Origin of the sequence: Pedobacter sp. ISL-64 (assembly GCF_018613605.1) — a bacterium.
In the GTDB taxonomy this organism is placed as follows: Bacteria; Bacteroidota; Bacteroidia; order Sphingobacteriales; family Sphingobacteriaceae; genus Pedobacter.
The window spans coordinates 98,448-124,357 of sequence record NZ_JAGGPU010000004.1; the positions used below are offsets into that span (position 1 = coordinate 98,448).

A 25,910-nucleotide genomic window follows, 5' to 3' on the forward strand; every position below is an offset into this window, starting at 1 on the left:
TTAAAAAACTATGTCAATATTTGCTTTATACAAACATGATAATTAAAAACTTAAATAACAATTGGTGGTGGCATAACGAAATTCGTTAGGCAAATTCTATTGTTATATATTTTAAAATATTTTAAACACAACGAAGAGGATTGCCCAAAAAGCAATCCTTTTTTTTATGCAATTTTTTGAAGGATCGTCATGCTGAATTTAGTTCAGCATCTAAGTGAAAGATTCTGAATCAAGTTCAGAATGACGGTAAGAGGTATACAAAACATGAAAAAAATATTAAACCATTTATTCGAGAACAAGAGTTTTAGCAGGGAAGAGGCAAAGAACATTTTAATCTCCATTTCGGAAGGAGCATTTAATTCTTCGCAAATTGCCGCTTTTATTACTGCTTATGCCATGCGTAATATCACCGTGCAGGAGTTACAGGGTTTTCGTGATGCGATGCTGGATATGTGCGTTAAAGTAGATCTTTCCGGTTACGAACTGATTGATCTTTGTGGTACAGGAGGTGATGGTAAAGATACTTTCAATATTTCTACCTTATCCTCATTTGTGGTGGCAGGTGCTGGTCATCATGTGGCCAAACATGGTAACTATGGCGTTTCTTCGGGCTGTGGTTCATCTAACGTAATGGAATATTTAGGTTATACTTTTACCAATAATGAGGATACTTTAAGGCGTAATTTAGATACCGCAGGGATCTGTTTTTTACATGCTCCACTGTTTAATCCTGCAATGAAAATTGTAGCACCGATCCGTAAAGAACTGGGCGTAAAAACATTTTTCAATATGCTGGGTCCAATGGTTAACCCCGGTCAGCCGAAATACCAGATGGTAGGCGTTTTTAGTTTGGAACTGGCCCGTTTATATGCTTATTTATACCAGGACACCGATAAAAATTATACCATTGTACATGCATTAGAAGGTTACGACGAGGTTTCGTTAACCTGCGATGTGAAAACCTTCTCGAATAAAGGCGAGCAGATTTTAACCCTTCAGGATATGGGTTTTGATAAGGTTGATACCTATGCCATTAAAGGTGGCGATACCGTAGAATCATCAGCTAAAATATTTATGGATGTATTAAATGGCGAAGCCACTGATGTACAGAACAATGTAGTATTGTGCAATTCGGCACTGGCCATCAAGACCATAAAACCTGAACAATCTTTTGCCGACTGCTTTTATGAAGCGGAAGAATCTTTAACCAGCAAAAAAGCGTTAAACAGTTTCAAAAAACTATTGGCATGTTAAAGTTAAAAGTTTGCGGAATGCGCTTGGCGGCAAATATTGCTGTAGTTGCTGAACTGCAGCCAGATTACCTGGGCTTTATTTTTTATGAAAAATCGCCCAGACTAATTAGTGAGGTTTCTGCCGAATTGATCAAATACATCCCCTCAGAGATTAAAACCGTAGGGGTGTTTGTAAATGAAGACCTTGAAAAAGTAAAGGATAAAGTAAACTTATTAAAGCTTAAGGCTGTTCAATTACATGGTAGTGAATCGCCGGCCTACTGTGAAGCGTTAAAATCTGAATTTACTGCTTTAGAAGTAATCAAAGCTTTTGGGATAGATGAGGGTTTTGATTTTACAGATCTGGAAGCTTATTTAAATGTGGTTGATTACTTCCTTTTCGATACCAAAACTAAAACACATGGCGGATCAGGTAAAACATTCAATTGGTCTGTTTTAGACCGATATACTTACACCAAACCCTACTTTTTAAGTGGCGGCATTGATTTAGAACATGCACCGGCCATAAAAGAAATAAATGATGAGCGCTTATATGCCCTGGATATCAATAGCAGATTTGAAATTGAGCCAGGTTTAAAGGATGCGGAGAAGATTAAAGAATTTATTAAAGAAATGAATAAATAGAGTATCATGCTGCGATCTAGCTAGCGATAGATCGTCATTTCGAGCGCAGCCGAGAAATCTGCATTGTTAAATATAGATCTCTCTCCCGAACGTTCGGGATTGCACTCCAGTCGAGATGACGATTGGTCTCTTTGTGATTCGCTTGTCAATAGTAGAAGGATGATATCCAGAAAACTAAAATATAAATCTTAATATATTAAGGATACAGGATTTGATAAAAATATTATGAAATACAAAGTAAACGAAAAAGGATATTATGGAGATTTTGGTGGCGCGTACATCCCCGAAATGCTTTATCCAAACGTAGAAGAATTGCGTCAAAACTATTTAAAGATTATTGATGATGCCGATTTTCAAAAGGAATTTCATCAGTTGTTAAAAGATTATGTTGGCCGTCCTTCGCCTTTATATCTGGCTAAAAGATTTTCGGAACGATATGGTGCCAATATTTTTCTAAAAAGAGAAGATTTAAACCACACCGGTGCCCATAAGATCAACAATACCATCGGTCAGATTTTACTGGCAGAGAAGCTTGGCAAAAAAAGAATTATTGCCGAAACAGGCGCTGGTCAGCATGGTGTAGCTACTGCAACGGTATGTGCTTTGCGTAATCTCGAGTGTGTAATTTACATGGGCGAGGTAGATATCGAGCGCCAGGCACCTAACGTGGCCCGCATGAAAATGTTGGGTGCAAAGGTTGTTCCGGCAAGTTCTGGAAGCAAAACCCTAAAGGATGCCACTAATGAGGCGATGCGCGACTGGATCAATAATCCGGTAGATACACATTATATTATCGGTTCGGTGGTTGGTCCACACCCTTACCCTGATATGGTGGCGATTTTTCAATCGATTATCTCTGAGGAAACTAAAAAACAATTGTTGGAGCAAACAGGTAGCGATCAACCTGATTATGTTTTGGCTTGTGTAGGTGGTGGAAGTAATGCCATGGGTATGTTCTATCATTTTATGGACGATGAAAATGTTAAACTGATTGCTGTTGAAGCGGCCGGAAAAGGTGTATCGAGCGGATTTTCTGCTGCAACCACTTATTTAGGTAAAGAAGGTGTTTTGCATGGCAGTAGAAGCATTTTAATGCAAACGCCAGATGGACAAGTTGTTGAACCGCACTCGGTGTCGGCAGGATTAGATTATCCAGGTATTGGCCCACAACATGCGCATTTGTTTAAAACCGGTCGTGGCCAGTATGTTTCCATCACTGATGAAGAAAGTTTAGATGCAGGCTTGCTTTGTACACAATTAGAAGGGATTATCCCGGCGATTGAAAGTGCACACGCATTGGCTTACTTAGAAAAAATGGAATTTAAAGGTGGCGAAAACGTAGTGGTTTGCCTTTCAGGCCGTGGCGACAAGGATCTGGATACTTATATTAAATATTTTAATCTGTAGAAGAATCTTCATTGCGAGGCACGAAGTAATCCTACTACACTCGCTAGGAGGCTAACCCAAAGCATTAAGATTGCTTCGTGCCTCGCAATGACGGAAAAAGAAAAAACATGAACCGAATTAAACAACTCTTCCAGGAGAAGAAAAATATATTATCAATTTATTATACCGCTGGTTATCCAAATACTGGCGATACCGTTAAAATTGCCGAAGCACTGGAAAAATCAGGTGCTGACATGCTGGAGATAGGCTTCCCTTACTCAGATCCTGTTGCCGATGGACCGGTAATTCAGGCAAGCAGCAAACAATCGCTTGATCAGGGCATGACACTTAAGCTGCTTTTCGAACAGTTGAAAGACTTGCGTAAGACTGTTACCATTCCTGTTTTGTTAATGGGTTATGTAAATCCTGTTTTGCAGTTTGGTGTAGAGAAATTCTGCGAGGCTTGTGCAGAAGTAGGAGTAGATGGCTGTATCGTTCCCGATCTGCCAATGGTAGAATATGAGGAGTTTTATAAAGATTGCTTCGAAAAACATAACCTGAGCAACGTATTTTTAATCACCCCTCAAACTGCTGAAGAACGTATCCATAAAATTGACGGTTTAACCAATGGATTTATCTATTTGTTATCATCGTCAGCTACCACAGGTAAAAATCTCGAGGTTGGTAATACTACCGAAGCTTATTTCAGCAGGATTAAAAACCTGAATCTGAAGAACCCAACAATGATCGGTTTTGGGATCAGCGATAAACAAACATTTGATAAAGCCTGTTCATATGCCAACGGTGCCATTATTGGTACTGCTTTCGTTAAAGCCATTGCTGATGGGGATTTGGAAGAAAGTGTGAGCAATTTCATGAAGAAATTCAAAGCTTAGTTTTTGACCACAAAGGCACATTCAGTCGGTTCGTCATTTCGACCGTAGCGGAGAAATCTAACTAGATAGATCTCTCCGCTTCACTGCGTTCCAGTCGAGATGACGGTCATTCTCTCAGGCCGTCAACCTGAACTTGTTTTTACTGCGTAGCTTTCCGCTTCGCTCCAAGTCAGGGTCTTACCTTTATTATAGTTTTCACCATATAAGAAATGTAAGAACATATAAGGTATTGAGCTTATATGTCTTATATGGTTTTTTAATGCTGGTGAAATTGCCCTCTATGATCGTCATTTCGAGCGGAGTGCAACGCAGCCGAGAACCACGTAGTGCTCAGCGAAGCTAAATCTGTCTAGATAGATCTCTCTCCCGAAAGTTCGGGACTGCGCTTCAGTCGAGATGACGACCTTTTTATTGAAATCTGTCAGGAGAACCCTTAGTGTCTTTGTGGTCAATATTTAGGCGATGTTTCACCCAATCCTCATAACTCATTTCAAATTTCACTTCGCCTTTATTTACCATGCCTGCTTTTTTCCAGCCCTGGCGGGTATAAAATTCTTCGGCTCGGGTATTGGGCGATGTACCCAGCCAAACTGGCTCATGCGTTTGATCGAAATACCAATCCATCATTAACCGGTGCAATTTTTTGCCTATGCCTTTGCCTTCAAATTCTGGACGAAGGAATAGGGCCCAGATATTATGCTCCTTTAAATCTACGATGGAGAACCCAACTACTGCTCCACCTACTTCGCAAACCCATCCTTTACCACGTTGCGTTAAAAATTCTTCACAATCTTTGTCAGTAACCAGCGCCGGATCTGACAAAATGTTCTCTTTTACCGTATGTCTGACAATTTGTATCGCAGGTATGTCAGTCGTTTTTGCTTCGCGAAAAATCATTTTTATAAGTTCTTGAGAAAATTAATTTATTTGAAAAAGCCTTTTAAATGCTTTAGCGGTTGATTATCAGCTATAAAACTAATCAATAAAATGTTTATGACAAATGAATGATTGTCAATTCTGGAATTGGTTCTACATTTGCTTAACGGTGTTAGATTATTTACACTGTATATTCCAAGTCATGGGAAGTAAAGAAAGAATTCTACGTTTAAAAGATGAAACCAGAACAAAAATTCTGGATGCTGCCTTGAATATTGTTCAAACAGAGGGCTGGCAGGCATTGAGTATGCGTAAAATTGCCGACCAGATCGAATATACTGCACCAATTATTTACGAATACTTTTCTAACAAAGATGGCATCTTACTGGAACTCACCAGAAGGGGATATTTAATGTTAGCGAAAGATATCCGTGAGGCCAGGGATAAACACGAATCTCCGGAAGATAAAATGGAAGCCATGTGGATTTCCTATTGGAACTTCGCCTTTACCCATAAAGAATTTTATCAATTGATGTACGGTGTAGATATGGTTTGTTGTACCGTTAAAAATTCAATGCCCGAAGCCGAAAACGTAGGTAGTATGTTAGGCGACGTAATTGAATCTTTATTCGAGAAGCAACCCGTTTCTGAAGATGATATCTGCATGAAGTATTACACTTATTGGTCTATCATCCACGGTTTAATCTCCATCAATCTGGTTCGCCCCAACGGAAGAACAACAGACGAGTTAAACCAACAAATTTTAAAAGATGCCATCAAGGGCATTACATTATCTATTAATAGTTAATTTTTTTTACAACGTAATTTAACACTGTTAAATTATTATACACACTAATTCCAATTAAATTTAAATCATATGAAATCTCTACATCGCTTGTACCCTTTACTTAACACTGTTAAACGGTTTAATAGTATTAAGTTATTGTTAACAATTTCTCTTTTATCTATAATTCTGGTGAGTTGTAAGTCGTCTCCTGATCAGGCTGCAGCTGCACCACCGCCGCCAGCTTTACCTGTAAGCGCGATTAGTGCAAGCACAGAAACTACGTATATTGAATATCCGGCTTCTATTCAGGGTGCTGTTGATATCGATGTCCGTCCGCAGGTGAGTGGTTACTTACAAAGCGTTTTGGTTAACGAAGGCGCTTATGTAACCGCCGGACAAACCTTATTCAAAATTAACGAAAACCCTTACCGCGAGGCTTTAAACAATGCTAAAGCAAGTTTACATGCCGCAGAAGCAGCCATCTTAAACGCACAGTTGGAAGTTGATAAGTTAACACCACTTGTTCAGAATAAAGTAGTTTCTGATTTTCAGTTAAAAACGGCTAAAACGGCCTATAAAATTGCCCAGGCAAATGCCGAACAAGCTAAAGCCGGTGTTGCTTCGGCACAGATCAACTTAGGTTATACCAATGTTAAGGCTACTGTTAGCGGTTACATCGGCCGTATTCCTAAAAAACAAGGAAGTTTAGTTTCTCCAACTGATCAGATTGCTTTAACACAGTTATCAGATATCCACGAAGTACATGTTTATTTCGCCCTTGCTGAAAACGACTTCAATAATTTCAATGCAAACTACCCAGGTAAAACACCTGCCGACCGGATTAAACATTTACCAGCGGTTGAGCTTTTATTGGCCGATAACTCTGCTTACCCAATTAAAGGCAAGATTGATATGATTGATGGCCAGTTTGATAAAAACACAGGATCCATTACCTTAAGAGCCAGTTTCCCTAATGCCAGCGGTGTGCTACGTTCAGGTAATACGGGCAAAATCCGTTTAGGTTTGCAACATGATGATGCCATTCTGGTACCTCAGTCCTCAACGGTAGAAATGCAGGATAAAGTATTTGTATTTACCGTAGGCGACAGCAGTAAAGTGAAAAAACAAGCCATTACCATTGTTGGTAAAGCCGGCGAAAATTACCTGGTTAAAGACGGGGTAAAAGTTGGCGACCAGATTGTGTTAAGCGGTGTTGATAAATTACAGGAGGGCATGGTTATCCAGCCTCAAAAAGCAGCAGATAAAGTAGCTGTTGCAAAAACAAAAAATTAATAAGACCTAAAATCTAAAAAGTCATGTTTCAGAAATTTATAGACAGGCCTGTACTTTCGACTGTTATTTCCATCTTATTGGTAATAGTTGGTATACTAGGCTTAACAAAGTTGCCCTTAGAGCGCTTTCCAAATATCGCACCTCCGTCGGTATTGGTAACCGCGGTGTACCCTGGGGCCAATGCCGAAACGATTTTACGTTCGGTAACTCCATCATTGGAGGAAGCCATTAATGGTGTAGAGAACATGACATACATGACCTCCAGCGCCAGTAACGATGGTACTTTGGCAATTACAGTTTACTTTCAACAAGGTACCAACCCCGATCAGGCAGCTGTTAATGTGCAAAACCGGGTTTCGCAGGCCACAAGTCAGTTACCTGCAGAGGTTGTACAATATGGAATAACTACTACCAAACAGCAAAATAGTTTTATTGGCGCTATTGGTATTTACTCAGAAGATCCAAAAAAATACGATGCCGTTTTTGTAAATAACTATGCGCAGATCAATATCATTCCCGAACTTAAACGTATCCCGGGTGTAGGTTCTGCCAGTGTATTTGGTGGTATTAAAGATTATTCAATGCGTATTTGGTTAAACCCAAGTCAATTGGCTACTTATAAAATTACACCCAACGAAGTGATCACGGCCATTCAGGACAAAAACCTTGAAGCAGCGCCTGGTAGGTTTGGAGAAAGAAGTAGTGAGGCGTTTGAATATATTATTAAATATAAAGGTAAGCTTACCAAACCAGAGGAATATCAAAATATAGCGATCCGTTCTAATTCTGATGGTTCTATATTACGTTTAAAAGATGTGGCCCGTGTAGAACTGGGTGCCTACAGTTATGGTAGTGTAAACCGTTTAAACGGACACGATGGTATTACCATTGGTGTAATCCAATTATCAGGCTCTAATGCCAATGAAATCCAGATTGCCATTGATAAACTATTGGCGAAACTTTCAAAAGATTTCCCGGCAGGTATTAAATACAATCAGTTTTACCGTACCAAAACCGATCTTGATGAATCCATCAATCAGGTGGAGCACACTTTGATAGAAGCTTTTTTACTTGTATTTATTGTAGTATTTATCTTCCTTCAGGATTTTAGGTCTACCTTAATTCCAGCTATAGCAGTTCCGGTGGCTATTATCGGTACTTTCTTTTTCATGCAGTTGTTCGGCTTCTCTGTAAACCTTTTAACGCTTTTTGCACTTGTACTGGCCATTGGTATTGTGGTAGATGATGCGATTGTGGTGGTGGAAGCGGTGCATGCCAAAATGGAAGAAAACCCTTCGCTTAGTCCGAGGGAGGCAACTACCCAGGCGATGAGTGAAATTACCGGGGCAATTATATCCATTACGCTGGTAATGGCGGCGGTATTTTTACCGGTTGGTTTTATGACCGGCTCTACAGGTATTTTCTACAAACAGTTTGCCTTAACCATGGCTATCGCCATCATTATATCAGCTGTTAACGCCTTAACCTTAAGCCCTGCTCTTGCGGCCTTATTTTTAAAGAATAAACATGCCGAAGGTGGCCATAACGCACCTAAAAAAGGTTTTGTAGAAAAGTTTTATGCAGGCTTTAACGGTGGTTTCAATTATATGACCAACCGATATGTTGGCGGCTTAAAAGTGCTTATCCGTAACAAATGGATTAGTATGGGCGGCCTTGCCTTAATCGTTTTGGTTACTGTTTTTCTGGTAGGTAGAACAAAAACAGGCTTTATCCCGACAGAGGATCAGGGTTTTGTGGCTATCGCGGTTGCCAGTCCATCGGGAACATCATTAGCCAATACCAATAAAATATTAAAACAGGCTGAAGCTGAGCTGAGGGCAATGCCATCAGCAAGATTTGTGATGTCGTTGGCTGGTTATAACTTTTTAACTGCATCAAACAGTCCGTCAGCTGGTCAGATTTTCTTATTGTTAAAACCAAACGACGAAAGAGGAGCGGTAAAAAATATCGATGAGATACAAAATATAGTAAGGGCTAAAATGGCGGCCATATCTGCCGGTACTTTCTTTGTATTCAGTTTCCCTACGGTTCCGGGCTTTAGTAATGTGGAGGCCATGAACGTGATGTTACAGGATAAAACAAACGGCAGGCTGGATAAATTTAGTGGTGTAGCGAATAACTTTATCGGAAAGTTAATGGCGAAACCGGCTATTGCTTATGCTTTTACTTCTTATAAAGCAGATTATCCGCAGTTACAACTGGATGTTAACGATGAAAAAGCCGATCAGTTGGGCGTAAGCAAAAAAGATATCCTACAAACGATGCAGACTTATTTTGGTACTGCACAGGCATCAGATTTTAACCGCTTTGGTAAATATTACCGTGTAGTGGTTCAGGCTGATGTTGCCGACAGAACCGATCCTGCAAGTATAGACCGTGTGTTTGTTAAAAACAAGGCGGGTGAAAGTGTGCCCATCAGTACCCTGGTTAAATTAACCCGTGTATATGGTTCGGAAACGGCTTCGCGTTATAACCTGTTTAACTCTATCGAGGTAAATGCAATCCCTAAACCAGGCTTCAGTTCTGGTGATGCGATTAAAGCGATAGAAGAAACGGCCAGAGAACAATTGCCAACCGGTTATGCTTACGAATTCTCGGGACAAACACGTGAAGAGATTTCTTCAGGCGGACAGTCTACAGTGATATTCCTGCTTTGTTTGGTGTTTGTTTACTTCTTGTTATCAGCACAGTATGAGAGTTATATCCTGCCATTGGCGGTAATACTTTCTATCCCTACAGGTATATTCGGTGTGTTTGTGGTATTGGGTTTAACCGGTATCGAAAATAACATTTATGTACAAGTAGCGCTGATTATGCTTATCGGTTTGCTGGCTAAAAACGCCATCCTTATTGTGGAGTTTGCGGTGCAGCGACGAAAGGCAGGACTTAGTTTGGTTGATTCGGCCATAGAAGCAGCGAGATTAAGGATCAGACCGATCATTATGACATCACTTGCCTTTGTGTTTGGTTTATTCCCGATGAGTATTGCAACAGGTCCATCGGCACAGGGTAACCACTCCATCAGTATCGGTGCCGCAGGTGGTATGGTATCGGGTGTAGTTTTAGGTTTATTTATCATTCCGGTACTCTTCGTCATCTTCCAGGCTTTACAGGAAAAAATATCAAAAAAATCAAGAAATGAGGTTGTTCACCACAATGGAGAACCTGTAAATAATAATCATGTAGTTTATGAAACGGTTTAATATCATTACCATCCTGCTCCTTGCTTTAATCTGGAGTGGATGTTCGGTTTCGAAAGATACAGCCTTGCCCAATATTGCGCCAGGCTTATTCAGAAATTCATTGCCTAAAGATTCTTCGAGTGTTGGCGGTATGCCATTGAAGAGTTTTATCAACGACCTTACTGTTCAGAATTTAATTGATACAGCTTTGGTTAAAAATTACGATATGCAGATTGCATTGAAAAATATCGATGCAGCCGAAGTATTGTTTAAACAATCGAAATTGGGTTATTTACCTGAATTGAAATTGCAGGTGGCGGCAAGTTCTAGCCGCCCAAGCGATAACAGTTTAAATGGTTTAAGCCTTAACCAGTTTACAGGCTCAACACACATCGAAGATTACAATGCTAATCTAGGTGTGGTTTGGGAAGCTGACATCTGGGGCAAAATCCGTAATCAAAAAGCTGGCGCTTTAGCCAGTTTTTTGCAGACAGAAGAGGCACGTAAAGCAGTTCAAACTCGTTTGGTGGCCAATGTTGCGCAAGGGTATTACAATTTGTTAATGCTTGATGCACAGTTGGAAATTGCCAAAAAGAACTTAAAACTGAACGACAGTACGCTTAGGATTATCAATTTACAGTTCGATGCTGGTCAGGTAACTTCATTAGCGATTCAGCAGGCCCAGGCGCAACAGTTAAATGCGGCACAGTTGATTCCCCGTTTGGAGCAGAATGTAACCTTACAGGAAAATGCTTTAAGTGTATTGATCGGTACTTTGCCAAAAACCATTAACCGCGAAAGCCGTTTGGATAAAATGGTTCTTCCGCAAGAATTAAATGCAGGTTTTCCTTCATCTATGTTAAGCCGCAGGCCTGATATTAAAAGTGCTGAACTGGCGCTTACTATTGCCAATGCAAAGGTTGGTGTTGCGAAAGCCAGTTTATATCCATCGTTGGTGATTACCGCGAGCGGAGGTATTAACTCTTTTAAAGCAAGCAATTGGTTTAATGTACCGGCATCGTTGTTTGGCTTGGTTGGGGCAGGGATTACGCAACCGATTTTTCAAAGAGGTCAGTTAAAAACTTCTTTAGCACTGGCTAAAATCGATCGTGAAAAATCGGTGATCCAGTTCCGTCAGTCGGTATTAAATGCGGTTGGCGAAGTGTCGGATGAGTTAACGAAAGTTGAGAAGTTAAAAACACAATACAGTATTGCTGAAAAAAGAGCGCAGACTTTACAACAGGCCTCAAAAAATGCAAGTTTGTTGTTTAAAAGTGGTATGGCTAACTATTTAGAGGTAATTACCGCACAAGGCAATTTATTGCAGAGCGAACTGGAGTTAACTACCATTAAAACAGAGCAGTTAAATGCAGTTGTTGGTTTGTACCGTTCGTTAGGCGGCGGCTGGCAGTAAAAAGTCTCCCCCCAACCTCCCCGAAAGAGAAGGAGTTGCAAAGTCAGAGACCTATCCGAAGTTTATAACGTTCGCTATTTCCCCCTTTGGAGGGGGGAGCGACGGTCGTGTTGTGGCAGGGGGGAGGAACTGATTTTTAACCATATAAGAAATGTAAAAACATCTTAGGCGCTGAGCTTATATGACCTTTAAATTTCTTATATGGTTATTTTTTTGGAAAGCAGTTTTGTGCTAGTCGGTTCCGATAGTCCCGCTGTCCGTTTTATTGCCGATGAAAAATCGGCATGCTCACTTCCATCGGGTTTAGTTTAGTCGGGGGGCATCGTCATCTCGACTGTAGCGGAGAGATCTTTGAACTTTTCATAAACATAACCCGTCATCCGATAGCTATCGGATCTCGCGCAGGCGGGAATCTTAATGCTTTCGCTCGGTCTTACCTTATTGTTTTTTGTCATCCTGAGGTACGAAGGATCTGTAAGTGCTTCGCACTTGTTTGTGTTTACTCACTAGCTATAAAGTCCCCTTCGCTCTGGCTTGCCTCGGCTCACCGCCGCCGAGGGGCTCTTACCTTTTTCTTGATAAAAAGGTAACCAAAAATCAAGGCTTGCATCCTTTCTTGTAAAAACCTACGGAAATCTTAATTGCGGCAGTATCGAGGCTCTTACCCTTACTTGTCCCAGCGCTCGCACTTGATCCTGCCTTGGGTTGTGGGGTAATGAGAGGGGGTGCGCAGATTTCCGTGCTTTTTCCGGCGAAAGCCGACGAAGCAATCTTTGTGGTAAGGATCGCAAACATTAAAGATTGCTTCCCCGAAAAAGTCGGGCAGGCTCTCGTTCTTCCTCGCAATAACGACCGTTCTACAGGAGTATGTTTTGGCTGTGCGGTCGATAGTTCTAATGGTGCAGTTAACAGTTCTATCAGCGCAGTTAACAACATTATACTTGCAGTTGGTAGGTTTATGTTTGCAGCTAAAAGTTCTGAACTTGCAGTTAATAGTTCTAAACTTTCAGTTAACAACATTACACTTGCAGTTGGTAGGTTTATGCTTGCCGATGACAGCATTGTTAGCGCAGCTAAAAGTTCTGAACTTGCAGTTAATAGTTCTAAACTTTCAGTTAACAACATTATACTTGCAGTCGATAGTTCTATGCTTGCAGTTAACAGTTCTAAAAGCGCCGTTAACAAATTTATATTAGCAGTTGGCAGGTTTATACTTGCAATTGATAGTTTTACCAACGCAGTTAACAACTTTATAGGAGAGGGAGGTTGTTTTTAGTTTGCAGTTAAGAACATTATAAATGCAGTTTAACAGTTTGCAGGATGTCTTTTAAATAAAAACAGCAACCGAGTTGCTGTTTTAAGATGTACATTGGGATGGGATGATTTTTTTTCATGATAGGCTAAATTTTTACCGTTTTAAACGGGATGCCCGAAATTTGCTTGTACTGCGGGGTGTTCACACCAAATACCGATTTGCTGTAGTTTTTGGCATCTAAAGCGAGTGCAACTATACCTGTGTTAGCATCGTATAGAATCTTGTTGCGGTTAAGGCGAAGGGTACTCAACTCGGATGTTTTGGCTACCACATCGCGGTTTTTCTGCAATAAATCGTTGTACAAAGTGGTAAGGGTGGCCTGTTGCAGCTCTACTTCGTTGGGCGCATAGCTGGGGATGGTAGCTAACAGTTTAATCTGTTTATCGAAGGTATCGAGCTGGCTATCGAAACTTTGTTGCGAGGCCGATACCTGGTTAACAATAGTGCCGCTTGCTGCCAGTTTCTGTTTTTCTTCTTCTGTTAACTTTACCGATGCCCTTTGGCCCTGAATTTTGCGGTTGTGGGTAACGGCATTATCAATTACCTGCTGCGCTACATCGCTCGCTTTTATCGCATTTACAATTCGGGTACTCAGCTTTTTTAAAGGCTGAAAAGCCAGATCGCGAAGGGCTACAGCATTGCTGTTTTTGGCGGCAGCATCGTGCACTTGCTCGCTAATGGTTTTGGCTGCGGTGGCTTTTTCGGTTAAACTGGTTAACTGGATGTTTACATTACTGGGGTTATACACGGTGCCGTAACCGGTTAAGTAAGCCAGGAGAGTTTCGAAATTGGCAACGTTTTTGGCGTGGCCGGTGTCGTTCATTTTAGACATTGTTTGTAGTTTTAAAAGTAAATAAAGTATATTAATTGGTTGTAATATAGTATTATTTATTTTACAACTAAAATAATAGGTTGTTTTTTTAAGAGAGGTACGGGAAACCGTAAAAAATTCATTTTTTAAATCATAAATTTTAGCGCATATTAACAGTTAATGGATTAAGTTTAATCGTTAAAAAAACGCTATTTTGTGACCTTAAAATCATACAATGAATACCGCAGCACATAATAAATTAGTTTCTTTTATCTGGTCAATTGCAGACGATTGTTTACGAGATGTTTATGTTCGTGGAAAGTATCTTGATATCATTTTCGGTTTTATCTTGTCGAATCCACCTTATGGTAAAAGTTGGGGCATTGAGCAGAAATACATCAAAGATGGTAAAGATGTAATCGATTCCTGTTTCAGTATAAAACTTAAAAGTTACCGGGGTGAAGAAGAGGATGCTGATGCAATTGAAGAAGTAACTGCCGATATTTTAGCACTAGAAAATGAAAGTGATGGTCTAATCCGTGAAATTTTAAACCTTGCTTAATATGAATTCAGAATTAATTTTATACCAATCTGAAGACGGGCTAACCAAGATACAAACTCGTTTAGAAGATGAAACCGTTTGGCTAACGCAAGATCAAATGGCCTTACTTTTTGGAAAGGCAAAATCGACCATAAACGAACACATTAAAAACGTTTATGAAGAAAAAGAGTTGGAAGAAAGCACCACTATGCAGAAATTCGGAAATTCCGAATTTCAGCAAAAACCGTTTAACTACTACAACCTTGATGTAATTATTTCTGTTGGTTACCGCGTAAAAAGCTTGCAGGGTACCAAGTTTAGGCAATGGGCAACAGCCCGGTTACGAGAATATTTGGTAAAGGGCTTTACCATGAACGATGAACTGCTGAAACAAGCAGGGGGTGGCGATTACTTTGATGAGTTATTAGCGCGCATTAGAGACATTCGTTCTTCTGAAAAAGTATTTTGGCGCAAAGTATTGGATGTTTATGCTACGAGTATAGATTACGACCCGAATACCGAAACCTCGCAAACCTTTTTTAAAACCATACAAAACAAAATGCATTGGGCGGCACATGGACAAACTGCTGCAGAAGTGGTTTATAGTAGAATTGATGCTGCAAAACCTTTTTTAGGCTTAACTAACTTTAAAGGCGTACAGCCTACCCAACAAGAAATTGCAGTAGCCAAAAATTATTTAAACGAGCAAGAACTCAACGTGCTTAACAGAATGGTAACGGCTTATTTGGAGGTAGCCGAACTACAGGCCTTAAACCGCAAACCCATGTACATGCAAGATTGGTTACAACGGGTTGACGATTTTTTGAAAATGACGGGTAATGATATTTTAACCCATGCCGGTACGGTTAGCCACCAACAAGCTTTAAACAAAGCCAAAGAAGAATACACCAGCTATAAAGAAAGCCTGAAAAACGAACTCTCTAAAGCAGAGCAAGACTTCGTAAAACATTTGGAACAAAGCACTAAACAGCTTAGAAATAAGAATGATGGAAATTAAGCTGAAGAGATACGAAGCGTATAAAAATTCTGGTGTAGAATGGTTGGGAGATACCACCAGGGCGATAAAGCCTTGATCTTCGCCATGGGCATTTCATTTTTTACGGTACTGCCCGCTTTGCCGACCGGCGTTATTATGCGGGTAAAATTATTCACGCCCTGCATGTAAAGGACGGTGTAATCGTAGATTTTGTGGGGCAGCCTAAAGTGGAAAGCGAGGTAATGGAGCAAGGGGATAAGTTAAGCTGGGTGGTAGAGGAAGGTTGAGTTTGTTGTTATTTTAGGCTGAGTTAGGTATTTAATAAGATTGGTGGCACTGTGAATCTGTATTTGAATTTATTTACTGTATTTGAGAATAGTATTAGTTACTTTTTGGTAATGTTCTTTATTTTATCCTCAGCTACCAATTTAATGAAATTAATTGCAGGCAAGATTATTGGTTTTACTCCGGATTTTAAAGATATAGAAGCTAAATGTTCTCTTAGGAAAGGGAACATAATTGCTGGTCCGTTTGCTTTAGAGAATTGGTCGACGGATAGTTGGGCATCAGGCGAACAACTAAAAACTCCTAACATAATTATTTTAGCTGTGATGTATTTTTTTCCCTTGAAGCCAGCCGAATAATTTAATATAACTGTAATACTGAGCCTATTTGTTACTTGTTCAAAATCGTGACCAGTTTCAATAGAAACATTATTCTTATAAGAATGATTGAATTCAATATCTTTATCTCTTTTGAAATGACTTTCTAAGAGATGGATATCCGAAATTTGAAATGATGGTTTTCCTGACATGCGTTAAGCGGCAAATGAGTAGTTATTTTCTTCACTAAATTCGCCGAAATTGTCAGCTGAATTAATCTTTTCTTTATCAGAGATAAAAGAATTTGACGAAAAGAATTTTGGGATTTGAAAGTTTTGATTAAATATCGATGGAAGACTGTTGACATCTATAAGCGGCTGATTAAAACTGAATTCACCTTCAATTTGCGGTTTATGGGTATTAAAGATTGATTCAAAAGTTTCGTAAAATTTACTTTCGAAGACATGTTCATTTTCCACTATTGTAGACATGTGCTTTGAATGACAATTATAGTTTTCTCCTTCGTAATAAAATTCGATATTTTCAATCGGCATTATAGAATCATCTGTAAGAACACAAATGCTATCATTCGGGAAAAGATTCATAAAATCATAGACAAAATCTATCTCCCAATTCTTAAACTCATTATTGTTATGATAAGACTCATTAGGGATAACTTCTACAGAATGTGTATCAGTGAGCTCATGGAAGCTATAACTTATTTTTAAAGTATCGAACTCTTTAATAAGTTGTTCCATTTTAGTAGTAATATATTCTTTAGGCCCCATATGTTTAGAGAATGGTTTTAAGTATTTTGTTTACAGATTCCGACAGCAAAATTGAATTGTTTCCTTTGCTGATATCTATGTTAACTTCTTCATAATCAGAAGCTACTCTTAGCTTTCTAAGGCTGTTCATGTTAGTAACAAACAGAGCCATGTCTTTTTTGTTTTTAATATAAAGATAATCTGCTGTTTGTTTAATCATATATTGGTGGAACCCCCTGTTTTCGGGGTCGTTTCCGCTTTCTTGTTTGATCTGCAGAGCACTTTTGCCAATTTTATGTATGATTATATGCCGCATCAATTGTAAGGAACTATAATAAGCGCAGTGTACGGCTGAACAATAGAAATATCCTTTTTGTAGATATTCTGCAGAAGAATAGTTCATTTCGGATTTTTGAGAGAGCAGACTCATTTATTTATTTAGATAAGCCCAAGGTGCAAATTTAAATTGAAAAAAAACATTTTTTTTAATTTAAACTGATAGAAAAGAAATAATATGTTTATTTAAGAATATAGAAAAATTTAAGACATAGAGAATTACTCTATGTCTCAATCACTATTTAGACTTCCTGTCGGTCTCCTTAACAGTCGTCTTTGGATGTTTGTCTGCGTATGTTTTTTTAACATACTGACCTGAACCAGCATCCCGATAAGATGATTTCTTCGCCATTTTAAATACCTCCTTTCGTTTAAAGTTTTTACGTTAAGCCAAATCTTCGGTCGGAGCATTTGGCGCATCGCGTTTTACAGCTGCAATACCATTTTCTCTGCCAGCAGATGTGGTATAACTTTCACTTTTTCCGATGATTTCGCCATTAGCTGCTTTTAAGTTAAAAGTGTAGTTGCTAAGTGCGTCTTTTCTTTCGTAACGGTTGTCGTAAGGTGCATTTGTTTTTACACTTGCGATTCCATCTTTACAGCTTTGTTTGCTCTTGTAGCCCTCACCACTTAAAATAATTTCACCATTAACCGATTTTAACCTGTAATAATATTCTGAATTCCTTGAACTCTGAAATATCTGAAACTTTGGATTGTTCATAACTTTCTTTTCTTTATAATCCAAAGATGAATGGCACCTATGCAGTGTATTTGCACAGGAGATTGTTAGGTGAAAGAATTAAATAACGCTACTACTCAAAGGGATGGAAGGGTAATGATGAAAAGATATAACTAGCCTTTATTTTGCCTTATTAAAAACTGATTTTATATTAGCTTTGCAAACTATTAATCAAAAATATTCATGCTAAACTCATCGTTAAAATCACAAATAGATAAAATCTGGGAAACCTTTTGGTCAGGAGGAATTTCAAATCCTTTAACTGTTATTGAACAAATTACTTATCTTCTTTTTATTAGACGGTTAGATGAACTGCAAATTCTGCAAGACAATAAAGCAAGGATCTTAGGTACAACCGTTACCAATCCCATTTATAAAGCCGAAGAGCAAAACCTCCGTTGGAGCGTTTTTAAAGATTTGGGTGCTGAAGAAATGTTCGAACATTTCCGTAAAGTAGATGGTGTTTTCGATTTTATGAAGAATAAAGGTGCGGCAAGCGATTCGGTGTTTAACCGATATATGAAAGGAGCCACTTTTATGATTCCTACACCTCGTTTACTGCAATTGGTTGTCGATTTATTGTCAGCAGTAGATATGAACGACCGCGATACCAAAGGTGATGTTTATGAATATTTATTAAGCAAAATAGCCACTGCAGGGACCAACGGGCAGTTCCGTACACCCCGCCACATCATTAGGATGATGGTGGAGATGACACAGCCCACTATTGAAGATACCATCTGTGATCCATCGGCAGGGTCATCAGGTTTCCTGGTGAAAGCAGCTGAATATGTGTTGGAGCAAAACCCGGATATATTGAATAACGAAGTCACCCGCAAACGCTACGAAGGCGATATGTTTTTGGGAATGGAATTCGATGCGACGATGATCCGCATTGGTGCTATGAATTTACTTTTACATGGTATAGAGCATCCAAAACTTATTGATGTTGATGCTTTGAGTGAGGCCAATAGCGGTTTCAAGGGCCAGGCAAGTTTAATCCTCGCTAATCCGCCTTTTAAAGGCTCGTTAGATGCAGAAGCGGTTGACAGCAGTTTAAGCAGCGTGGTTAAAACCACTAAAACTGAATTGCTTTTTTTGGCTTTAATATTACGTGGACTTAGAGTAGGCGGCCGTGCAGCCGTAATTGTACCTGATGGTGTTTTATTTGGTAGCAGCAACGCTCACAAACAGATCCGTAAAGAAATTATAGAAAATAACCAGTTAACAGGAGTGATCAGTATGCCGAGTGGTGTGTTTAAACCTTACGCAGGAGTAAGCACAGCCATTTTGTTCTTTACCAAAACAGGTGCAGGTGGGACTGATAAAGTTTGGTTTTATGATATGAAAGCAGACGGATTAAGTCTGGACGATAAACGGCAGATTATAACTGAAAACAATATACCAGACATTGTAAACCGCTGGCATAACCGCACCGCCGCCATAGAGCAAAATCGTAGCCGTACTGAGCAAAGCTTTTTTGTGCCTGTAGCAGAAATACAAGAGAACAATTACGATTTAAGCATTAACCGCTATAAAGAAGTGGTGCATGAAGAAAAAACGTATGAAAAACCTGAAACCATTATTAGCCAGATTTCGGTTTTAGATGAAGAAAGAACGGCTCTGATGACTGATTTGAAAACTATGCTAGCGCAAGAATTGATATGAAGTGGGAAAGAGTAAAGCTATCAACATTGATTTCAAAAGCTGTTTCAGGTGAATGGGGTGATGGGGAAGGTAATATAAATGTTTTAAGAACTACAAATTTTAATAATGATGGTTCGATTAACTATACTGATGTAGTAAAAAGAGATATTCCAATAAAAAAAATTGATCAAAAAGCATTAAAAGTCGGCGACACAATTATTGAAAAATCTGGGGGAAGTCCTAAGCAACCTGTTGGAAGAGTTGTTTATTTTGACAATGCTAACGATGTTTTTTTATGCAATAATTTTACCAGTGGATTAAGGCCATATAATATAGATCCCAAATTTGTATTCTGGTATTTATTCAATAATCACTTGACAGGCGAAACTTTAAAATATCAGAATAAGACTACGGGAATAATAAATCTTCAACTTGAACGCTATTTAAAAGATTGTCAAATTCCTCTTCCTCCATTACCCATTCAAAAACAAATTGCCGAAATTTTAGATAAAGCAGATGCTTTACGGAAAAAAGACTTAGAAATGCTAAAACATTATGATGCTTTAGCACAAAGTCTTTTTATTGATATGTTCGGCGATCCTGTTAAAAATGAAAAAGGGTGGGAGACGAGAAATTTGGGAGATTTCACTAATGTTTTAACGGATTATCATGCTAACGGTAGTTATGAAATTTTGAGTAAAAAAGTTAAGCTTTCGAAGGATAAAGATTATGCAATAATGGTAAGAACTACTGACCTTGAGAATAATAATTTTACAGATGTGAATTACATCACTGAAGAAGCATATTTTTTCTTAGAGAAGTCCAAGGTGTTTGGTGGAGAAATTATAATTAATAAAATTGGAAGTGCAGGAAATGTATACTTGATGCCACAATTAAATAGACCAGTATCATTAGGTATGAACTCGTTTCTGCTAAGATTTAAAGATTTGAATACTATCTTTATCTATTATTTTCTAAAATCTGAATATGGTGATTACCAAATTAAAAAAAGGGTTTTTGGTGCTGTAACCAAGACAATTACAAAAGACGCTGTTAGGGCTATTCCAATAATTTATCCCCCAATCGCTCTCCAAAACCAATTCGACGAGCAAATTAAAAACATCGAATTACAAAAAGAGAAAGTTAAGGCGCAGATAAAAGCATCAGAAAATTTATTTCAGGCATTATTACAAAAGATGTTTAATTAGGTAGTTATTAAGGTTTTATCATACTGAAAGTAGTGAAGTATCTCTATTCCTCTAGTGAGCTTGAAGATATTATAAGTGTTTTTTTTGGAAAGATTCTTCGCTGCGCTCAGAATGACAGACGGGATGTTAATGGTTGGATATTATAGTGTAAAATTTTGTAATTTGTCCAACCAAATTCATCCTTAATAATTATGTATTCAGGTAACTTTCATTTCTTAGCCGGTAATTTTGAATCTTTCTACGAACAGGCACACAAAGCTGAGAATTTTTTGCAGGAAGATGCTGAGGCCTGTTCCATTTTCTGTCGCAAGGCCTTAGAAGAAATGGTAATCTGGATGTTCGAAACCGACCGTGGTTTAGAAGTTATCAATGAAGATGATGAAAATACGCTGAATTCCTTAATGCATAAACCTGGTTTTGTGCGCTTGGTTGGCAATAACTTATTTACCGATATTAATGCCATCCGCAAAACGGGTAACCTGGCTGTTCATGTAAGTAAAAAGAAAATCAGTTTTAAAGATGCTTACACCTGCATCATCAACTTACATGCTTTTGCACAATGGATAGTCAGTTACTATGGCGATAAATTACAAAGCGAACCATTTGATATTAAAAAGATAGGGGCTAAAGCAAATGAAGCAATAGCTGATCTTACTGAGATAAAACTCAAAGAAGCGGTTACCGAAACAGCAGCAGGTTTAACTTATCGTAGTCCATCGGAGCAGTTAACACGTGAGCTTTATATCGATATTTTACTTAAGGAAGCTGGCTGGAATGTTGGGGAGGCAGGAACAAAATCAGAATATTTATTAAAACAAAGTGCAAAAGGAACAGATAGAGCGGATTATGTTTTATTTGGGAATGACGGCAAAGCTTTGGCCGTTGTGGAAGCCAAGAAAACTACCGTTGATGGTAGAGATAAAGGCTTAAAGCAAGCGAGCCGTTATGCCGATGCTTTAGAAAAAGAATTTGGCTCCCGCCCGATATTGTTCGCCAGCAATGGTTTTGAGCATTATATTTGGGATGATTTTAATTATCCACCTCGGGAGGTTCAGGGATTTTATAGTCAGGAAGATTTAGAAAGATTGGTAAATCGCCGGATTATTGCTACGCCTTTGGCCGAGCAGGCCGTTGATGTTGATATTGCGGGTAGATATTATCAGATCGAATCCATCCAAAGGGCTAAAGAATCGTTGCTTAATCATAAACGCGATTTACTTTTTATTATGGCTACAGGAAGCGGTAAAACCCGTACCGCTGCGGCTTTGGTTGATGTACTGATTAAAACGAACCATGTAAAAAGAGTATTGTTCTTAGCCGATCGAAATCCATTAGTTAGTCAGGCTAAAAAGTCATTCAACGATTATTTACCCCAGCTCACATCGGTAAATTTAACCAAAGATAAAACTTCCGATCAGGTTCGAATGGTGTTCTCTACCTATCAAACCATGATCAATTGTATAGATAATGAGTTTGTGGGCGAAAAACGCTTGTTTACCCCTGGGTACTTTGATATGGTTATTTTTGATGAGGTACACCGGTCCATTTATCAAAAGTATAAAGCCATTTTTAATTATTTTGATGCCATTCGTTTAGGATTAACGGCTACACCCAAAGCAGAAACTCATAAAGACACTTACGAACTTTTTCAACTGGAAACTGGTGTGCCTACTTTTTCTTATGAGTTAAACCGTGCTGTTGATGATAAGTTTTTAGTGCCTCCGGTTGCCATGTTGGTTCCTCTGAAATTTCCAAGGGAAGGCATAAAATATGCAGAATTATCAGAAGAAGATAAATTAAAATTCGAAGAAACCTTTGCTGATAGTGAAGATAATGTACCTGATGAGGTGGGCTCAGCAGCGTTAAACGATTGGCTGTTTAACGAAAACACGGTAAATAAAGTGATTCAGCTTTTGATGGATAACGGTTTAAAAGTGAATAATGGGGATACCATTGGTAAGACCATTATTTTTGCAAAAAATCAATCACATGCAAGGTTTATCGAAACCTGTTTTGATAAAATGTATCCCAGTTTAAAGGGACATTTTTTAGAAGTAGTTACGCACTCTTCGGATAAACCAGAAGATACGATTGACTTATTTAAAGTGGCCACTAAGTTGCCTCAGATTGTGGTCTCTGTTGATATGCTCGATACGGGTATTGATGTGCCAGAAATATTGAATCTTGTGTTTTTTAAGTCTGTTAAATCGAGTGCTAAATATTGGCAGATGGTTGGTAGGGGAACCAGGCTTTGTGAAAATATCTTTGAAATCGGCGAGGATAAGAAGGAATTTTACATATTTGATTATTGTGGAAACCTTGAATTCTTTGGTGACAACCCGAAAGGAATTGAGCCAAGTGCTACAATTTCTATCACTCAACGGGTATTTCAGTTAAAAGTTAAATTGGCCCTTAACCCGGAAAACTTATTAGAAGATGATGAACTTAATGAATTTAGACATCAGTTACTCGACGAATTACATGCAGAGATTATCAAACTTAATGAAAATAGTTTTGTTAATAGACCGCATTTGCGTTTAATAAAACTTTTTTCTGATCGTAATTACTGGAATAATCTGTCAGAAGATAAAGTCCGTTATTTAAATAAAACCATTATTCATCTGATTATAAATTCAGATCCCGATTTTGATGCCAAGAAATTTGACGTAATCAGCTATCGTATAATGGATGCTTATCTAAATGAAGATAAGGCTATTGCCAATTTAATATCCCAGGCTAAAACAACAGCTAGCGAATTGCTGAAACAAACTACCATACCACATGTGGCGGCCAAGAAAGATTTACTAAAGCAAGCTTTGAATGATACATTCTGGCAAAATATAGATCTGAAAACCTTAGAGAATTTAAGAACAGAGATAAGGGAGCTGATGAAGTTTTTGGATAAGCCAAAGCAACCTAAAATTTATACTAATTTTACAGATGAGCTAACTGGAGATATTGTTGTGCATGATATTTTAGAACCTTACATAGGCTTACCTACCTACCAGGCGCGTGTTGAATCATTTATCAGAAAGCATAGAACATTCCTGGTGATTAATAAGATCAAAAATAATCAACCCATCTCCGGTGAAGAATTGGAACAGATTAAAACATTATTGTTTGAAGAAGATCCAATTGCTGCAACACATTTAGATGAAGCATTAAACGGAAAGGATTTTATTCACTTTATACGTTCGATTATTGGGCTTGAAGCTGCAGCTGCAAAAGAAATGTTTGCTGAATTTATCAACCGTCCAAATATTTCGGCGGAACAAATGACCTTTATGAACACGCTGATCAACTATTTAACTCAAAACGGTTCAATCGATAAAAGCATGTTATTTGATAGGCCCTTTACAGATATTAATCAAGGTGGTGTTTTGGGTTTGTTTCAAGAAGAGGACGCTTTTAAGATTATTAAAATAATTGATACATTAAATCAAGGAATAGCGTAATTGTTTGACAAGAAGACATTTTTACCAATAAATTACAGCATTAATTATTTTCGTTTATTACAAAAGAATTATCGTCTTAAATTTTTTCTTAATAAATTATTAGGGATAGTTACTGATTTTCTGATTTAATTGTATGTAACATAGTGAATTTGTGTATTAAATATGCAAAAGTAATGAAGCCGGAAAAGGTCTGAAGTAATGCCAGGAGTTGCATTGACTGATTAGGAATAAATGGAGTTTGTCTATTCAGAAAATTATTAATTGAAAAATAAAAACACACGGTTTTATCATGTGAAATTAGTACTGTTGAGCTTGAAATTCCTTTTTCTAAATAAAGTGATGCAAAGAATACTATATTACAAATAATGTATCCAAATGCTATAATATAGTATGCTGGAACTTTCAGTAGTACATTCTTTTCTAATCGGTTAAATCCATAAAATATTATTATTAAGCTTATTGTACTGAATAAATATTTGATCCATTGTATATTAGAATACGATGATAAGTCTGTTTGAAAATAAAGCAATAACAATATAACTGGTGTTAAGAGGTGTAAAAGAACTATTATGACAGTCTCATTTGCGGTCATGTTGCTGGTTTTTTTCATAATTTGTATATGCTTTATTGTTAAGTATTGTAATATAAATTTTAAATAGAAAGAGCAATCAACTTTGAATTTTGATTCTCAAATATATAATGAAACGAATTAAGCTTTGTTAATCAATAATGCATTATTCAATCGCTCGTAAATCTTTAATTTAAAATTTTGTGTCTCTAGTACTTTTACTCTTTCCCCAAAACCTAATATCAAACTCTCCAATTCGTAATTAGGGATCACTTCAATAGAAATGGTGAGTTCTTCATTGGTATAGTCGATTTTCTTTTGCGAGTGGTGTAAGGGTTTAGAAAAAACATAAGGAGAGGCTGATGAAGCAAATTTCAGAACAATTTTTTCTTTTGCTGCATCTTCGGGTAAAGTTACACCAATGATATCGTCGAAATATTCTTCAAAATCGATTGTGTTTGGTATAAAAAGAATTGGTTCCTCGTCAACGGCTTTAATGCGGTCCAAGGCCAAGTTGGTGATCTTATTTAGTTTGGCATTTAAGCCTAATAAAAACCAACGGTTATTGTATTGTTTAAGATAATAGGGGTGGAGCAATTGTTTTGAGGGTTCAGCTCTTTTGTAAGACTGGTAGCTGATACAAAGTGGCTTTTTATACAGTATGGCGTGGAAGAGTTCACCCAATCGCTCTATACCAGTTAGGTAATTATTATTGTCGAAACCGATAATAGGCGCAGTATCTCTCTCCATTAGGAGTGCATTTTCCATTTTAGGGTTAAGTTCGTTTAGCCATTCGAATTGGGGCATGCCTTTAAAATGAGACAATACCTGCATGGCTGCTTTAATTTGTTCGAGCTCAGCCTGGTTTAAAGGTTGTTTATCTATGGAGAAATTTTTATCGCTATACCGATAATAGGTTTTCTTGCCATCAACATAATGACCAATAGGCGCACTAAAGCCTTCGGCATTTTCCATGTGGATGATGTCGTTCTGAATGGTTCTCTTACTTATTCCCCTACTATCAGGATCTATTTCCTTTAGTGCAATGTTGCAGGCAGCTATTAAATCAGGCAGGAAATATTTTTTAACCGGATTGGCAAAACACTTGTCGAGCACACGGTAACGGATGGAAGCATGTTTGTTAGAGGCCATTGATTGTTTTTAGATGACTAAAGATAAAGTTTGTTGTGCA

General features: G+C 38.1%; 21 protein-coding genes. 14 read left to right on the forward strand and 7 right to left on the reverse strand.

Annotated elements, in window-relative coordinates; translation table 11 throughout:
* Positions 1-264: 264 nt before the first annotated feature.
* The 4 genes from trpD (at position 265) to trpA (ending at position 4,159) form a co-directional block, all read left to right on the forward strand.
* The gene (gene trpD, locus J7E57_RS05160; protein ID WP_215125884.1) at positions 265-1,254 is read left to right on the forward strand and encodes an anthranilate phosphoribosyltransferase; all 990 of its coding nucleotides are present in this window, start codon (positions 265-267) and stop codon (positions 1,252-1,254) included.
* The gene (locus tag J7E57_RS05165) at positions 1,248-1,877 is read left to right on the forward strand and encodes a phosphoribosylanthranilate isomerase (RefSeq protein WP_251029809.1); all 630 of its coding nucleotides are present in this window, start codon (positions 1,248-1,250) and stop codon (positions 1,875-1,877) included. Before trpD ends, J7E57_RS05165 begins: the two co-directional genes overlap by 7 nt.
* Before the next feature lie 225 nt (positions 1,878-2,102).
* Complete coding sequence (gene trpB / locus J7E57_RS05170; protein WP_215125885.1) at positions 2,103-3,284, forward strand: tryptophan synthase subunit beta; 1,182 nt, start codon at positions 2,103-2,105, stop codon at positions 3,282-3,284.
* A 107-nt stretch (positions 3,285-3,391) separates the two neighbouring features.
* On the forward strand, positions 3,392-4,159 hold the full coding sequence (trpA, locus tag J7E57_RS05175) for a tryptophan synthase subunit alpha (RefSeq protein ID WP_215125886.1): 768 nt from the start codon (positions 3,392-3,394) through the stop codon (positions 4,157-4,159).
* Positions 4,160-4,567: 408 nt separating this feature from the next.
* Here trpA and J7E57_RS05180 read toward each other — a convergent pair whose 3' ends face one another.
* On the reverse strand, positions 4,568-5,056 hold the full coding sequence (locus J7E57_RS05180; protein WP_215125887.1) for a GNAT family N-acetyltransferase: 489 nt from the start codon (positions 5,054-5,056) through the stop codon (positions 4,568-4,570).
* 181 nt (positions 5,057-5,237) lie between these two features.
* Between J7E57_RS05180 and J7E57_RS05185 the strand changes: the two genes are divergently transcribed.
* From J7E57_RS05185 to J7E57_RS05205, 5 genes are all read left to right on the forward strand, one after another.
* Entirely contained in the window at positions 5,238-5,843 is a 606-nt protein-coding gene (locus J7E57_RS05185; RefSeq protein ID WP_215125888.1) for a TetR/AcrR family transcriptional regulator, read from the forward strand.
* A gap of 69 nt (positions 5,844-5,912) precedes the next feature.
* Positions 5,913-7,115: an efflux RND transporter periplasmic adaptor subunit gene (locus J7E57_RS05190; protein WP_215125889.1), complete on the forward strand. Its 1,203-nt coding sequence runs from the start codon at positions 5,913-5,915 to the stop codon at positions 7,113-7,115.
* Between the two features lie 23 nt (positions 7,116-7,138).
* A complete protein-coding gene (locus J7E57_RS05195) occupies positions 7,139-10,339 on the forward strand; it encodes an efflux RND transporter permease subunit (RefSeq protein WP_215125890.1) in 3,201 nt (1,066 codons plus the stop codon).
* Positions 10,326-11,732, forward strand: coding sequence for a TolC family protein (locus tag J7E57_RS05200; protein ID WP_215125891.1), 1,407 nt, complete (start codon positions 10,326-10,328; stop codon positions 11,730-11,732). The genes J7E57_RS05195 and J7E57_RS05200 overlap by 14 nt, the downstream gene beginning before the upstream one ends.
* A 715-nt stretch (positions 11,733-12,447) precedes the next feature.
* Positions 12,448-13,008: a hypothetical protein gene (locus tag J7E57_RS05205; protein ID WP_215125892.1), complete on the forward strand. Its 561-nt coding sequence runs from the start codon at positions 12,448-12,450 to the stop codon at positions 13,006-13,008.
* A gap of 124 nt (positions 13,009-13,132) precedes the next feature.
* Here the strand turns inward: J7E57_RS05205 and J7E57_RS05210 are convergent, their stop codons facing one another.
* Entirely contained in the window at positions 13,133-13,879 is a 747-nt protein-coding gene (locus J7E57_RS05210) for a hypothetical protein (protein WP_215125893.1), read from the reverse strand.
* Between the two features lie 214 nt (positions 13,880-14,093).
* On the opposite strand from J7E57_RS05210, the gene J7E57_RS05215 reads away from it, so the two are divergent.
* Together J7E57_RS05215 and J7E57_RS05220 are read left to right on the forward strand one after the other, a co-directional pair.
* Positions 14,094-14,420, forward strand: coding sequence for a type I restriction-modification system subunit M N-terminal domain-containing protein (locus J7E57_RS05215; protein WP_215125894.1), 327 nt, complete (start codon positions 14,094-14,096; stop codon positions 14,418-14,420).
* A gap of 1 nt (position 14,421) precedes the next feature.
* Complete coding sequence (locus tag J7E57_RS05220; protein WP_215125895.1) at positions 14,422-15,417, forward strand: virulence RhuM family protein; 996 nt, start codon at positions 14,422-14,424, stop codon at positions 15,415-15,417.
* A gap of 364 nt (positions 15,418-15,781) precedes the next feature.
* Here J7E57_RS05220 and J7E57_RS05225 read toward each other — a convergent pair whose 3' ends face one another.
* The 4 genes from J7E57_RS05225 to J7E57_RS05240 form a co-directional block, all read right to left on the reverse strand.
* Positions 15,782-16,210 carry a protein-export chaperone SecB gene (locus J7E57_RS05225; RefSeq protein WP_215125896.1) on the reverse strand — a complete coding sequence of 143 codons (429 nt, stop codon included), beginning with the start codon at positions 16,208-16,210 and terminating at the stop codon, positions 15,782-15,784.
* Between the two features lie 3 nt (positions 16,211-16,213).
* Positions 16,214-16,786: a hypothetical protein gene (locus J7E57_RS05230; RefSeq protein ID WP_215125897.1), complete on the reverse strand. Its 573-nt coding sequence runs from the start codon at positions 16,784-16,786 to the stop codon at positions 16,214-16,216.
* A 4-nt stretch (positions 16,787-16,790) separates the two neighbouring features.
* Positions 16,791-17,195, reverse strand: a complete 405-nt coding sequence (locus J7E57_RS05235; protein ID WP_215164930.1) for a hypothetical protein — start codon at positions 17,193-17,195, stop codon at positions 16,791-16,793.
* Positions 17,196-17,486: 291 nt separating this feature from the next.
* A complete protein-coding gene (locus J7E57_RS05240) occupies positions 17,487-17,822 on the reverse strand; it encodes a YegP family protein (protein ID WP_215125899.1) in 336 nt (111 codons plus the stop codon).
* Between the two features lie 201 nt (positions 17,823-18,023).
* Here J7E57_RS05240 and J7E57_RS05245 point away from each other — a divergent pair, with 201 nt between their 5' ends.
* From J7E57_RS05245 to J7E57_RS05255, 3 genes are all read left to right on the forward strand, one after another.
* Complete coding sequence (locus J7E57_RS05245) at positions 18,024-19,508, forward strand: class I SAM-dependent DNA methyltransferase (RefSeq protein WP_215125900.1); 1,485 nt, start codon at positions 18,024-18,026, stop codon at positions 19,506-19,508.
* Complete coding sequence (locus tag J7E57_RS05250) at positions 19,505-20,695, forward strand: restriction endonuclease subunit S (RefSeq protein WP_215125901.1); 1,191 nt, start codon at positions 19,505-19,507, stop codon at positions 20,693-20,695. The genes J7E57_RS05245 and J7E57_RS05250 overlap by 4 nt, the downstream gene beginning before the upstream one ends.
* A gap of 191 nt (positions 20,696-20,886) precedes the next feature.
* Complete coding sequence (locus tag J7E57_RS05255) at positions 20,887-24,150, forward strand: DEAD/DEAH box helicase family protein (protein ID WP_215125902.1); 3,264 nt, start codon at positions 20,887-20,889, stop codon at positions 24,148-24,150.
* Positions 24,151-24,859: 709 nt separating this feature from the next.
* On the opposite strand, the gene J7E57_RS05260 is transcribed toward J7E57_RS05255, so the two are convergent.
* The gene (locus J7E57_RS05260) at positions 24,860-25,870 is read right to left on the reverse strand and encodes a helix-turn-helix transcriptional regulator (protein ID WP_215125903.1); all 1,011 of its coding nucleotides are present in this window, start codon (positions 25,868-25,870) and stop codon (positions 24,860-24,862) included.
* Positions 25,871-25,910 lie beyond the last annotated feature (40 nt).